We start from the raw sequence: 13,331 nt of genomic DNA on the forward strand, positions 1-13,331 counted from the left end.
GACAGCACGGTATGGCGAACATCAGCGAGACGTACATCGAGAACAGAGAACGCATTCAACCCAACGACACCAACAACTACGGCAGTGCTCACGGCGGCAACATTATGCGGTGGATGGACGAGATCGGCGCGATGAGTGCGATGCGCCACGCCGGGGAGACGTGTGTGACGGCGTACGTCAACAACCTCGATTTCAAACGTCCGATTCCCCGGGGAGACACCTGCGTCATCAGCGGCTACGTGTACGAAACGGGCCGGACGAGCCTCCGAGTCCGATTGCAGGCGTTTCACGAGGCCCCGCGAACGGGCGAGCGCGAGCAGACGACCGACTCCTACTTCGTCTTCGTCGCCGTCGACGAGGCGGGAACGCCCGCGCCGGTTCCGGAACTCACGGTCGAGTCCGAGCGCTGTGAGAACTTGCGGGACGCGGCGCTCGCCGGTGAAGGCGGCGATTGAGAGCAATTATGCACAGGTTTCAGCAAATCGACGGCGACCGAAGGGCCTGCTGGATCCTGGCGTGAAGTTGGGGGAAAACCCGTCTCGAAAATCGGACCCTAGTAGTGCCAAGGGTACCCCGAGAAATCGGGGTCGCGTCCCTCGAGGAACGCGTCCCGTCCCTCTTGGGCCTCCTCGGTCATATACGCCAGGCGCGTCGCTTCTCCCGAGAACACCTGCTGGCCGACGAGGCCGTCGTCGGTCAGGTTGAACGCGTACTTGAGCATTCGTATCGCGGTGGGTGATTTATCGGTGATCTCGTCGGCCCAATCGAGGGCGACAGCTTCCAGTTCCCCGTGCGGGATCGCTTCGTTCGCCATCCCCATCTCGACGGCCTCCTCGGCCGAGTAGGTTTTCCCCCGGAAAAACACCTCTCGGGCTTTCTTCTGTCCGATCTGCTTCGCGAGATACGCCGACCCGAACCCGCCGTCGAACGAAGCGACGTCGGGATCGGTCTGGAGGAACTTGGCGTGCTCCGCCGAGGCGAGCGTCAGATCACAGACGACGTGCAGGGAGTGGCCGCCGCCCACCGCCCAGCCGGGGACGACGGCGATGACTGGTTTCGGCATAAATCGGATGAGGCGCTGTACCTCCAGGATGTGGAGCCGACCGGCCTTCGCCTCGCGGACGAGCGGGTCGTCGGCCTCGTCGGCCTCGTCGTCGTCGCGATACTCGTAGCCCGACTCGCCGCGGACCGACTGGTCTCCACCGGCGCAGAAGGCCCAGCCGCCGTCCTTCGAGGACGGTCCGTTCCCCGTCAGGAGGACGCAGCCGACGTCGGCTCGTTTGCGGGCGTCGTCGAGCGCGGCGTAGAGTTCGTCGACCGTGCCCGGACGGAACGCGTTGCGCTTCTCCGGGCGGTCGAAGGCGATCCGGACCGCCGGAACGTCGACTGCACGGTGGTACGTGACGTCGTCGAAGGCGTCGGCGCCGTCGACCTGCTCCCAGCGCGCGTCGTCGAAGATCTCCGAGACCATACCCGGAGAGGGCCGGGAATCCGCAAAAAGATTGGTTTCGTCCGTTCGGCAGCGGTCCCGTCGTCGCAGGCGGCTACGTCGTCTCTTCGAGAACCCGTTCGATGGCTCGCTCTCGAAGATCCGCTCGGACCTCGTGGCTCGATTCGGCGTCGGTCACGACTTCCACGACGTGCGATCCGTCGCTTTCCGTCGCCTCGGCGTACGCCTCGCGGAACCCCTCTCGATCCTCGCCCGCGACACGCGCGAACGAGAGGTCGTACAGATCCCCCGTGGGTGCGAAGTCCAGACCGTGCGGCGTCACGAACTGCGACGTGAACGGCGGATCGTACGCCTCGATCGGGAGCATATGGAAGATGCCGCCCCCGTCGTTGTTGAGGAGGACGATCGTCGCCTCGACGTCGCAGCGACCGAGCGCCAGCAGCCCGTTCATATCGTGGTAGTACGCCAGATCACCAGTAACGAGCGTGAGGTCGTCCGTCGTCGCCGAACCGGCACCGAGCGCCGTCGAGACGATCCCGTCGATCCCGGACGCGCCGCGATTGCCGAGGACCGTCCGCGTCGCGGTCGTGGCTCCGCCGAACCGATCCAGATCACGGACCGGCATCGAGTTCGAGACGAACACTGTGGCGGGGTCGGGCGCGAGGTCGACGACGTCAGACAGAACCCGCCCCTCCCAGAACGCGTCGGTTTCGTCGATCACGGTCGAGTGGGCCGCCTCGGCGTCCGTCCAACGATCGCGCCACGCGGTGCTTCCCGGGCCCGCGAGCAGCCGGGAGAGCCGGCCGAGCAGCCGTGAGGGGTCCGCGACGATCAGGTCGGTCGCGGTGAACTCCGCCTCGCGCCACCCCGCCGCCGGGTCGACGACGTACTGACGGGCGTCCGCGGCGGCGAGGTACTCTCGGAGCGGCTTGGACGTCGGCGACGCGCCGACGCGGACGACGACGTCCGGATCCGGCCACGCCTCCCGGACGCGCTCGCCCAGGAAGCCGTCGTACCCGCCGATCACCGGCGTCGTGCGGACCGGCCCGCCGTAGCGGATCCCCGAGAGCGGGTCGGCCAGAACGGGGAAACCGCTCGCGTGGGCGAACGCGGCGACCGCCTCTGGATCGATTCCGGGAGCGTCCGCGGGCCCGACAACGAGCAGTCCGCGCGGCTCCGAGAGGTCTGCGGTCAGGTCTCGCAGCGCATCGTCGCCGAGTTCAGCTACGCCCGCGGTCGTGTCGACGAACGGGCCGTCGCGGCCGTCGGTGGCGGTGTCTGGTAGGTCCGAGGGCACGTCGCCTTCCACGGGCGTCGGTTCCAGCGGTTTGCGGAACGGGAAGTTCAGGTGGACCGGCCCCGCGGGCGTCCCCGTCGCCTTGGTGACCGCCCGGGCGGCCGTCGTCCGGAGCGACCGGAGCTTTCGCGGCGTCGCCTCCGGTTCCGCGACGTCTCGGTACCACCGCACGGCGTCGCCGTAGAGCTTCTCCTGGTCGATGGTCTGGTTCGCTCCCGAGTCGCGAATCTCGGGTGGGCGATCAGCCGTCAGCAACAGCAGCGGCACGCGGGACTGAGAGGCCTCGATCACCGCCGGATGGTAGTTCGCGGCCGCCGTCCCCGACGTGCACACCAGCGGCGTCACCTCGCCCGTTCGGCGGGCGCGGCCGAGCGCGAAGTACGCCGAGGAGCGCTCGTCGAGGTGCGAGTAGACGTGGACGTCCTCGTGTCTGTCGAACGCGACCGTCAACGGCGTCGACCGGCTCCCGGGGGAGATACAGACGGCGTCGACGCCGGCGGCGACGAGTTCGTCGACGAGCACGCGGGCCCAGAGCGTGTTGCGGTTGGGGTCGCGGTTCCGCGGAGGCTCACCGGTTCGTTCTCGCTCGGTCATCGTCGGCCTGTTCGCTCTCGCTCGGTCATCGTCGTCCTGTTCGTTCTCGCTCGGTCATAGCTGCCCCGTCGGTGTCGTTCAATCATCGCCTTCCCGTTCCAGTTCGTCCAGGATCGGCCGGTACTTCAGCTGCACCTCGTCCCACTCCCGGTCGGGATCGGAGTCGGCGACGATGCCGACGCCAGCGAACAGCGTCGCAGTGTCGCCGCGGGCGACCGCAGAGCGGAGCGCGACGGCGAAGGTGCCGTATCCCGCGGCGTCGATCCAGCCGACCGGCGCGGCGTACCAGCCGCGGTCGAACGGTTCCGTCTCTCGGATCGTCGCCAGCGCCCGCTCGGGCGGAAGTCCACCGACCGCCGGTGTCGGGTGCAGGGCCTCCACCAGCGAGAGGACGTGCTCGTCGCGATCCAGCGTCGCCGTGATCGGCGTCCAGAGGTGCTGGACCGTCGCCAGACGTTTAACCCGGCGCGAGCCGGTGCTGACGGTCCCCGCGAACGGCGAGAGCTGCTCGGCTATGGTCTCCGCAACGAGGTCGTGCTCGTGGGCGTTCTTCTCGTCCCGAGCGAGTTCCTGCGCCAGCCACTCGTCTTCGGCGGGCGTCTCGCCGCGACCCGTCGTCCCGGCGAGCGCGTCGGTCTCGACCGTCCGACCGCGCAGCGAGACGAGTCGCTCGGGCGTCGCCCCGAAGAAGGAGGGCTGCGGACGCGATTCGGACGGTTCGGGCTCGACGAGGAAGCGGTAACACTCCGGATACGCTCGCCCGAGCCGGGTGAGGACGTCCGGGAGCGAAAGTGTCCCCGCGAGGTCGACGTCGAGCGCCTGCGCGAGGACGACCTTCCGGAGGTCGCCGGACTTGATGCGAGAGACGGCGGCCTCGACGCCCGTCCGCCAGTCCGCCCGCGCCGTAGTGCGTCGTCGGTCGGTGACGCCCGGGGGACCGGCCGTCGAACCCGGGCCCCTGAGCGAGTCGATGCGTTCACGTTCTCGGTCGAGTCGCGACTCGACGGTATCCGGGTCGACGTCCCGTCCCACGGCGTTGACTGTCACCCACGCGTCGCCGTCGGTCCACGTGACCTGCACGCGCGGAAAGACGAATCTCGCCCCGGGAAAGTCCTCCCACGGCGGTCCCGAGGTGCTGTCAGCGTGGAAGGCGAACCCTCCGAACAGTCTGGGACGGGCGGCTTCCGTCCCGGCGTGGACGTCCCCGGAGGCGAAGAGCGACTCAGCCGCTTCGCGAATCGACGAAAAGCGGCTCGAACCGTCGGCGATGAGCGTCGCCGCCGCGCCGCTGCCGACGACGGTGGCCTCCTCGGGAGCGCTCCAGACCGTTCGCGGCGCGTCGGCGTCGCGCAGAACGGCCCGAAACGACGGCGTCGAGAGGGGGACCGACCGGCTGACGAGGTCAGTTTCCGCGGCGTCGGTCCGCAACGATTCCATTACCCGTCCTGAGGACGCCACGCTCTTTTATTTGACTATACCGGGGGCGAAGATCGGACCACGGATCCAGTTCGCGCCCGGTCAACCGTACCGCTCTTCCTCCCAGGGGTTCGCCGACGCGGAGTAGCCGCGCTGCTCCCAGTAGCCCCGCTCGGTCTCGGTGAGGAACTCCACGCCGTCGACCCACTTTGCCCCCTTGTACGCGTACTTGTGCGGCGTCACGACACGGAGCGGCCCGCCGTGGGGTTCCGGCAGCGCGTCGCCGTCCAGACGGTACGCGAACAGGACGTCCTCACGCAGACACTCCGAAAGTGGGAGGTCGGTGGTGTACCCGTCGAGCGCGTGAAAGAGCACGTGCGTCGCCTCGTCTCGAATCCCGGCCTCCGCGGCGAGCGTCGGGAACGGGACGCCGGTGAACTCGCAGTCGAACGTGCTCCATCCCGTGACGCAGTGGAAGTCCTGGCGTTGCGTGGTGGCTGGGAGGCCCCGGAACTCCTCGAGATCGTAGCTGCGCTCGTCGTCGACGGCACCCCAAACGTCGAACGACCACGTCTCGGGCGTCCAGGATGGCGTCCCGCTCTTCGAGAGCACGGGGAAGTCGTCGGTTTCACGCTGTCCGGGCGGGAGTCGTGAATCCCCAAACTCCCGATAGAGGTCTGTCACGTCTTCGTCCATACGTACTCCTATGAGTCGACACACCTTACGGTGCCGTTCCTGTATGGTTGGAGGTTGACTACGGATGACTAGCTCCTCCGTGCTGGATCAGCCCCCGCGCCGAGTACCACGAAACCTAATAATTATGCGCTTATTAACAAATTAAGATACTCATTTTGTAAACTATACTTCTCTTATCCGGGAAACTTCGCCGTAGGGTTTAAATAACCCGGCTCCAAACCCCCTCACGTTCAGATGCCCAAGGTGAACATCAACGTCCCCGAACACCTCGAGATGCAGATCGCACAACTCGTCGACCAGGGCGAGTTCGTCAACAGGGAGGAAGCCATCGAAGAACTGCTCTCCACAGGTCTGCGGGCGTTCAAGACGAGTGGCCCGATGGACGAAGACGATCGCTTCGAAGACGACGGGATGATGGGCCACGAGGACGAGTACGTCTTCTGACCGTGTCAGTTCCCACCAATAATCCTTAAATCGGGCTCTCACGTATCCACGTCTATGCACAAAGACGAGCTTCTGGAACTGCACGAGCAGATGGTGATCATCAAGGACAACTTCGCGGCGCGCGAGGACGTCGACGGCAGCATCTTCGACAAGTACGAGAACCTCGAAGTCGACCCGTCTCACGTGCACAAATCCAAGAGCGAGCACAAACACGCCGTCTTCGTGCTCGGCAACGCGCTCGCGACGGCGATGAGCGAAGACGAGTTCTCGAACGCCGGACGCGTGGGCAAGCGGATGGAGGAACTCGCGAAGGACGCCGAAGGGAAGATCTGAGTTCGGGGCTCGTATCCGGACGAACACCGCCCGCAAGTCACTCGTGTGCACTCCTCGGAAGCTCTCCGTAGGTTGATCGATCGCCCGGTCGAAACGACGTAGTTTCTTAACCGCCCAGTCACTTCTGGGAGACGATGGAGCCCCTCCCGGTCGAGTTGCTGCAGCGTATCGGCGTCGTGATCGCGCTGCTGTTCTCCCTCGGGGTCGTGTTCTTCCTGGATCGGCCGTCGACGCTCGGTGCGCGACTCCGCCGACGGTTCGTCCTCGGCGTCCCGTGGGGGACGCTCGTCACCGTCGTCTTCGTGCTCGCGGTGTATCTCTTCCTCCAGGGCGGGTACGAGCACTGGTACTCGCCGGTCACGATCCCGTTCCGGGCGTGGTCGTACTTCTACCCGCTCGGAATCGCCAGCGCCGCGTTCTCACACGGCGGGGCGGGGCACCTCGTCGGCAACCTCGTCGGGACGCTGACGCTCGCGCCCCTCGCGGAGTACGCCTGGGGACACTTCCCGCGCGAACGCGGGTCGCACTCGTTCGGGTCGCTGCGGACCAACCCCTACGTCCGCGCCTTTCTCGTCTTTCCGGTCGCCGTCGTCGTCGTGGGACTGCTCACGTCCGTTTTCGCGATCGGTCCGATCATCGGGTTCTCCGGCGTCGTCTTCGCGTTCGCGGGCGTCGCCCTCGTCAACTATCCTCTCGGAACGGTCGTCGCACTCGCCGGCGGTAGCGCGCTTCGACTGGTGTACAACACGCTCCAGACGCCGGTGCTCACCGCCAGCGGCCGCCCGGGATACATCACGCCGTGGTGGGCGGACATCGCCATCCAGGGGCACGCCCTGGGCCTGCTCATCGGCGTGCTCGTCGGCCTCGCCGTCGTCCGGAGCCGTTCCCGCGGCGATCGACCGAGCGCGCGGCGTCTCTGGCTCGGCACAGTGCTGTTCGCCGTCGAACAGTCGCTGTGGGCGGTGTACTGGTTCCGGGGCGGCGAGACCTTCGTGCTCTACCGGGCCGCGGGCGTGATCCTCGTCGCGGCGCTCGCACTCGTCGTCGTCTTCGCCGTCGTCGCTCGCGACGACCCGCTCTTCACTTGGGAACTCGCCGGCGACAGCGAGGCCCAAAGCGCCTCTGACAGCCGGACGAAGTCCCGCGACAGCGTGGTCGTGCGAAACTGGCAGGTCGCCGCCGTCGTTCTCCTGCTCTCGACGGCTGCGATCGCGGGTCCCGCGGTACCTGCGAACCTGTTCACCGCGGAGTCCGGCGAGCTTCCGGGTGACGAACTGACCGTCCGCGACTACGAGGTGACGTACGCCGAGGACGTCGAGAACGGTCTCGTCGCGGTCGTCGACGTGGAGGCGTTCGGGGAGACGACCGCCGTCAACACCTCCGGCGTCATCGTTCGCAGCGAGCAGCGCGGCATCTGGACGACGACGGTCACGAAGGGGCGACTCGCCTTCGACGGGCAGGTCGCCGTCCGCCTCGGGGGCGTCGGGTGGCGAGAAACCGTGTACGCACAGCGCGACGGGTGGAACGTGCTCGGCAACGGCACGGCCTACCGCGTCGCGCTCGGCGACAACGAGTCCGGACGGGTCGTGTACACGTCCGATCCGGTTACCGCCGCGCCGACGCTCGCCGAGCGGAACGTGACCGTCGTTCCGACGGAAAACCGGTATCTCCTGCGCGTCGACCGCGGAAACGAGTCTCTCAGCACTCAGATCCCGGCGAAAAACGAGTCGGTGACGCTCGACGGACTGACGTTCACGCGCAACGGCTCCCGCGTGTCCGTCTCCTACGACGGGACCCGGTTACAACTGCTCGCGAAGGAAACCTACGAGTGAGTCGGGCGGGGCGCTCACACACGAATCCGCCGTTTGCCATCCCCGGCCACTACTCGCGGTTGTCGCCGTCACCGCCGGACCACTCGATCCGGTAGACCTCGGCGTCGATCTCCTCGGCGTCGGCCTCGTGGAAGTCGAACTGCCGCTCCAAAGCGAGCGTCGCCTGGAACGCGTGCGTCACCGAGCCTCCCCTGTCGGCCGCGAAGGACTCGACGAACTCCCGCGATCCCGCGTTGTGGACCGAGTAGGAGACGTCGGCGATCGACGCGGCGGTTTCGAGGAACGCCCGGTCGGCGTGTTCGTTCCCGCGCTGCGCGCCGAAGGGGGGATTCATCAGGACGGTCGTCGGGCCGTCCGGACACAGCGGTGCACGCGTCGCGTCCGCGTGGACCCAGTCGATCGGCGCCCGCGTCCCGACCCGTCGTCGGTTCTTCACGGCCGTCGAAAGCGCCGTGCGATCGACGTCGATGCCGACGACGCGGGACGGACCCCTGAGCGCGGCCCCGAGCGCCAACATCCCCGTGCCGGTACCGAGGTCGACGACGAGCCGGTCCTCGACGTCGCCGTTCAGATCCGCGACGTGGACGACGTGGGCGGCCAGTTCCGGGGGCGTCGGATACTGTTCGAGGTCCGCCTGCGGATCCTCGAACCCCGCGACGACGGCCAGTTGCGTCTCCAGCGCCGACTTCGTTCCCATCAGTGACACCCCCCGGTCACCCCGACGGCGACCCCGTCCGCGGCGGCTCCCTCGGCGTAACGGGGCGGCGCGAAGATCGGTCTCATCGCCGTAGCGTATCCCCCGAGAGTATAAAAACCCGGCTCCGTTCGATGCCCTTCACGGCGCACTCACACGATCGCTCTCCCGTCGTCAGCCACCGGAAACTGCGTGTAACCCCGTGATGCCGACGACGATCAGGCCGATGAACGCCACCCGAAGCGGGGAGGCCGGTTCGTCGAAGAGAACGACGCCCAGAGAAGCCGTTCCGACCGCCCCGATACCGGTCCAGACGGCGTACGCCGTTCCGATCGGGAGGTCCTCGACGGCCCGAGCCAACAGCACCATACTGGCGACGATGGCGACCGCCGTGCCGAGCGTCGGCACCGGTTTCGAGAACCCCTCGGAGTATTCGAGTCCGATCGCCCAGCCGATCTCGAACAGGCCCGCGAGGATCAGGAGATACCACGACATAGCGTCTGCTCCGTTCCCTACCCGGCTATAGGTTCCGTGTTTCGACGAACGTGAACTCGCCGGCGTCGGTCGGACGCCGCTGTCAGTAGGACTTCCGCACGACCACCGACCCGTCGGCGTCGCGGACGGTGACCACGTCGCCGTCGTTGTTCCAGACGGCGCCCCCAGCGCCCCAGTAGAGGGTCTCTTCGGTATCTGCTCCCGACCCGGTTCGCAGAGTCAAGTCCGAACCGGGATCCACGACGGTCCCCTCGGGGAACGGATAGGTGTGGTCCGCCGCGTCGGAGACGATCCATCCCGAGACGTCGAGCGGTTCCTCGCCCGAATTACGGAACACGACGTACTCGTCGTTCAGGTTCTCGTTGTCGTTGCCCGCGGCGTCGTAGTGAATCTCCGCGACGGTCAGCGACCCGTCGCCGCCGTCGGTGCGGGCCGCGGCCGCGTCGGTCGTCGATCCGGCCGTGTTCGAGACGGCTTCGGGGTCGGCGCAGGCCCACAGGCCGCGCCGGTCTTCCCGCGCGCTCGCCTCGGTCCGCTCGTACCGTTCACGTTCGGTAAAGGTGCTCTCGTACAGGCGGGCGTGGCCCTCCCGGAGGAGCGCGTGGTTGAACGACTCGCCGTCCACGAACACGTACGCGAGCAGCCGCCCGTAGTACCCTCGCCGATCCGACCGCTCGTCGAAGACGAGCGAGACCGTCTCCCCGGCCAACCGCTCGTTCGCGTACGCCGATGCCCGTTCTCCCGCGGACCGGAGACAGGCCTCGCCCGCCTCCGTCTCGGGCACGCCCTCGAACTCGTCCGGGGAGTTCGACCCGTGTACCTCCGGCGTATCGACGCCGAGCAACCGGACGGTCTCCCGCGTCCCGTTCGGATACGCGACCGTTACCGTGTCCCCGTCTACCACGTCCGTGACGGTGACTCGGAGGCCTTCGACGGAGGGATCGAGCGTCGGTGCCTCCGTGCCAGCAGCCGTGGTCGTCGCACCCGCCTCGCTCTCGGAGACCGGCGTTCCGGAGAGGCAACCAGTGGTAACGACGAGAAAGACGATAACGACCGTCAGGGCGCGCATACACGGCTTTGGGACGGCCGAGGCATATACCGATTGGGGGCTCCGCGGGATTTCATATTGGTATTCTGTCACAAAGGTTTAAATTCACTGTTCACCACAAACCTTATAATGGAACGTTCGCGTCGTCAGCGCCAGCGAGAGCAGGAGACCGAACAGACAGGCGACGAACGGGTCGTTTGCCCGGAGTGCGAGTCCGAAAACATCGTCACGGACGCCGATCAGGGGGAGCTCGTCTGTGACGACTGTGGCCTGGTGTTGGACGAACAGCAGATCGACAGAGGGCCGGAGTGGCGGGCGTTCAACCACTCCGAGCGGCAATCGAAGTCCCGCGTGGGCGCGCCGATCACGGAGACGATGCACGATCGCGGCCTGACGACGACGATCGACTGGAAGGACAAGGACGCCTACGGGCGATCGCTCTCCTCGGAGAAGCGCTCGCAGATGCACCGCCTGCGCAAGTGGCAGGAGCGCATCCGGACGAAGGACGCGGGCGAGCGCAACCTCCAGTTCGCGCTCTCCGAAATCGATCGAATGGCGTCGGCGCTCGGCGTCCCGCGCTCCGTACGGGAGGTCGCCTCCGTGATCTATCGGCGCGCGCTCAACGAGGACCTCATCCGCGGGCGATCCATCGAGGGCGTCGCCACCTCCGCGCTCTACGCCGCCTGTCGCCAGGAAGGGATCCCCCGCTCACTCGACGAGGTCGCGGAGGTCTCGCGCGTCCCCCAGAAGGAGATCGGACGGACGTATCGCTACATCTCTCAGGAACTCGGCCTGGAACTGAAACCCGTCGATCCCAAGCAGTTCGTGCCGCGCTTCGCCTCTTCGCTCGGACTCTCCGAGGAGGTCCAGTCGAAGGCGACGGAGATCATCGACGTCTCCGCCGAGCAGGGACTGCTCTCCGGGAAGTCCCCGACGGGGTTCGCGGCCGCGGCGATCTACGCGGCCTCGCTGCTCTGCAACGAGAAGAAGACCCAGCGCGAGGTCGCCGACGTCGCGCAGGTGACCGAGGTCACCATCCGAAATCGGTATCAGGAGCAGATCGAAGCGATGGGCTTCCGCTAGCGTTCTCACACCGACGGTTCTCCGCTGCTCCCACACGTCTCACGTCTCGACCGCGCGCTGTTCCGCCACGCCCGTTTCCCGAACGAACACGACCACTTCGCGGTTCCACAGTCCCAGCCGGTAGGTCGTCACTTCGTAGTCCGGACCGAGACGCTCCGCGAGGGCGTCGCGGTGGGAGGGGTCGGCGACGACGATCCGCGGGAGCGACGCGTTCGCGTACGTCGAATCGAACGTCGAAACGTTCCCCGTACTCGCCGTGTCCGCGCCCGCCGCCTCGAAGTACCACGGCAGGGGAAGACGGTTCCCCCAGGCGTCGTCGACAGGTGGATAGCGGGTACTTCGATCCGCCGGGACGTGATAGGCCGAACCGACGTAGTGCACTTCCGCCGTCGACGGGTCGTCGTCGGCAACGTCACGGGCGGTCGATTCAAGCCCTTCCAGGTCGTCGCTCGGCTGCGCGAACTGGGCCAGTTCGTTGCTCCTGTCTGACGGCCCGTAGACGTCGGCCGCGGTGACCGCGCCCGCCTGTGCGGTGACGGCGACGACGACGAGGACGACCGCGACGATCGTTCCCGCGTCGGGTTCGACCCGTGAGACGGCGGCGAGACCGCGTCGAAGAACCGCAGCGAGGCCGACGGCCGCGGGCAGCGACAGCGGTGCGACGACGTGGACGAGCGTCCACGGCGCGGACACCTCCGAGAGCGTCGGAAACACGACGACTGCGGCGAGACCCCAGTAGCCGACGCCCTCGACGAGCGGTCGGCGAGACGGCGCGTAGCGCGTCCAGAGCGTGGTTGCGACGCCCAGCAGGAGCACCGGGAGCGCAGCCGAAACGAGGAGTCCGACCGCGTCGCCGACGTACGGGAGGAACGCGTGCGTGCCGTCGGGGAATCGGTGGACGATGCGGACGCCGACGAGTCGCCTGAGCGCGCCGACCGTCCCCTCGTAGAACGCCAGGTGAAGCGTCGTCGGATCGTAGATTCCCACCTCGACCCCGGGACCCGACCGCGGGGCGAACAGGAACGCCGTGACGCCCACCGCGAGGAGGCCGGCGCGGGCCGCGGGCGTCGTCGTTCCCGCGAGTCGACCGCGGAGGACGCCCAGCGTCGCCCGAACGCTCGATCCCCGATCGGCGGCGACGCTCCGCTGGTCGACGAGGAGGATCCACGCCACGACCCAGCAGACGAGATAGCCGCTGACGAAGCCGGAGGACGCCGCCGCGAGCGGCAGCGAAACGGCCGCGGCGTAGGCGTCGCGTCGGCTCCGGCGATCCCACGCTCTGAGCGCGAAACCGACGGCGGCGAGGCCGAACAGCGCGAGCGGGACGTCGCCGCGAAGGAAGCGTGAGTAGTACAGAAGGAACGGCTGGACAGCGAGGATCACCGCGAAGAGCACCGTCTCCGCGTCGTCGAGGTAGTCCCGGAAGAGCAGCGCGACGAGCGGGAGTGCGGCTCCGAGAACGGCGACTGGAAGTCGTGCGATCCCCTCTGAGACGCCGAGGAGGGCGAACAGGGCGCGATCGAGCAGGTAGAGTAGCGGCCCGCCCGCGATCGGGCGATACTGGTACGCGCCGGTGTCGATGAACCTGAGCGCCCAGTACCCGACGCGGGCCTCGTCCCAGTGGAACGGCCGAGCGCCGAGGCCGACCAGCCGGAGTCCGAGACCCCCGAGCGCGACCGCGACGACGGCGAGAACGACAGAGTCCGATAGCGAAATCGGGTCCGCGAGCGGCGCGCGCCGCTTTTCGGATCCATCGGACGCGTCCTCGTCCTCGCCGGACATACGGTGCCGTCGCCGCTCGGGGGGTAGAAGTTTTGTGATCGGCGCCGGGGGAGCGGCGCCGGCTCGCCGAAACGGTTCGTATCGCCCCGGATCGACTCCGCCACCGACGGGCTCGCCAGGCGGACAGCCGCGATCCGCAACGCACAAGCGACCTCCCGCCCCAGTCC

General features: G+C 67.5%; 13 protein-coding genes. 5 read left to right on the forward strand and 8 right to left on the reverse strand.

Annotation, left to right across the window (positions count from 1 at the left end; translation table 11 throughout):
* Window positions 1-11 precede the first annotated feature (11 nt).
* The gene (locus NO876_RS05320; RefSeq protein ID WP_256420647.1) at window positions 12-455 is read left to right on the forward strand and encodes an acyl-CoA thioesterase; all 444 of its coding nucleotides are present in this window, start codon (window positions 12-14) and stop codon (window positions 453-455) included.
* A 98-nt stretch (window positions 456-553) separates the two neighbouring features.
* Here the strand turns inward: NO876_RS05320 and NO876_RS05325 are convergent, their stop codons facing one another.
* From NO876_RS05325 to NO876_RS05340, 4 genes are all read right to left on the reverse strand, one after another.
* The gene (locus tag NO876_RS05325; protein WP_256420648.1) at window positions 554-1,471 is read right to left on the reverse strand and encodes a 1,4-dihydroxy-2-naphthoyl-CoA synthase; all 918 of its coding nucleotides are present in this window, start codon (window positions 1,469-1,471) and stop codon (window positions 554-556) included.
* Window positions 1,472-1,544: 73 nt separating this feature from the next.
* Window positions 1,545-3,341, reverse strand: a complete 1,797-nt coding sequence (menD, locus tag NO876_RS05330) for a 2-succinyl-5-enolpyruvyl-6-hydroxy-3-cyclohexene-1-carboxylic-acid synthase (RefSeq protein WP_256420649.1) — start codon at window positions 3,339-3,341, stop codon at window positions 1,545-1,547.
* 78 nt (window positions 3,342-3,419) lie between these two features.
* On the reverse strand, window positions 3,420-4,778 hold the full coding sequence (locus NO876_RS05335; protein ID WP_256420650.1) for an isochorismate synthase: 1,359 nt from the start codon (window positions 4,776-4,778) through the stop codon (window positions 3,420-3,422).
* 81 nt (window positions 4,779-4,859) lie between these two features.
* Complete coding sequence (locus NO876_RS05340; RefSeq protein WP_256420651.1) at window positions 4,860-5,453, reverse strand: sulfite oxidase-like oxidoreductase; 594 nt, start codon at window positions 5,451-5,453, stop codon at window positions 4,860-4,862.
* Between the two features lie 234 nt (window positions 5,454-5,687).
* Between NO876_RS05340 and NO876_RS05345 the strand changes: the two genes are divergently transcribed.
* From NO876_RS05345 to NO876_RS05355, 3 genes are all read left to right on the forward strand, one after another.
* A complete protein-coding gene (locus tag NO876_RS05345) occupies window positions 5,688-5,897 on the forward strand; it encodes a ribbon-helix-helix domain-containing protein (protein WP_103991912.1) in 210 nt (69 codons plus the stop codon).
* Between the two features lie 54 nt (window positions 5,898-5,951).
* Window positions 5,952-6,230, forward strand: a complete 279-nt coding sequence (locus tag NO876_RS05350; RefSeq protein ID WP_256420652.1) for a UPF0058 family protein — start codon at window positions 5,952-5,954, stop codon at window positions 6,228-6,230.
* 134 nt (window positions 6,231-6,364) lie between these two features.
* Entirely contained in the window at window positions 6,365-8,062 is a 1,698-nt protein-coding gene (locus tag NO876_RS05355; RefSeq protein WP_256420653.1) for a rhomboid family intramembrane serine protease, read from the forward strand.
* 49 nt (window positions 8,063-8,111) lie between these two features.
* Here the strand turns inward: NO876_RS05355 and NO876_RS05360 are convergent, their stop codons facing one another.
* From NO876_RS05360 to NO876_RS05370, 3 genes are all read right to left on the reverse strand, one after another.
* Window positions 8,112-8,759: an METTL5 family protein gene (locus NO876_RS05360; RefSeq protein ID WP_256420654.1), complete on the reverse strand. Its 648-nt coding sequence runs from the start codon at window positions 8,757-8,759 to the stop codon at window positions 8,112-8,114.
* Between the two features lie 171 nt (window positions 8,760-8,930).
* Window positions 8,931-9,251 carry a quaternary ammonium compound efflux SMR transporter SugE gene (gene sugE, locus NO876_RS05365; RefSeq protein WP_256420655.1) on the reverse strand — a complete coding sequence of 107 codons (321 nt, stop codon included), beginning with the start codon at window positions 9,249-9,251 and terminating at the stop codon, window positions 8,931-8,933.
* Between the two features lie 82 nt (window positions 9,252-9,333).
* Window positions 9,334-10,320, reverse strand: a complete 987-nt coding sequence (locus tag NO876_RS05370; protein ID WP_256420656.1) for a lamin tail domain-containing protein — start codon at window positions 10,318-10,320, stop codon at window positions 9,334-9,336.
* Between the two features lie 108 nt (window positions 10,321-10,428).
* Here NO876_RS05370 and NO876_RS05375 point away from each other — a divergent pair, with 108 nt between their 5' ends.
* Window positions 10,429-11,382, forward strand: coding sequence for a transcription initiation factor IIB (locus NO876_RS05375; RefSeq protein ID WP_256420657.1), 954 nt, complete (start codon window positions 10,429-10,431; stop codon window positions 11,380-11,382).
* A 39-nt stretch (window positions 11,383-11,421) separates the two neighbouring features.
* On the opposite strand, the gene NO876_RS05380 is transcribed toward NO876_RS05375, so the two are convergent.
* Entirely contained in the window at window positions 11,422-13,164 is a 1,743-nt protein-coding gene (locus NO876_RS05380) for a flippase activity-associated protein Agl23 (RefSeq protein WP_256420658.1), read from the reverse strand.
* Between the last annotated feature and the right edge of the window lie 167 nt (window positions 13,165-13,331).

Source organism: Halobellus rarus (genome assembly GCF_024494595.1).
In the GTDB taxonomy this organism is placed as follows: Archaea; Halobacteriota; Halobacteria; order Halobacteriales; family Haloferacaceae; genus Haloquadratum; species Haloquadratum rarum.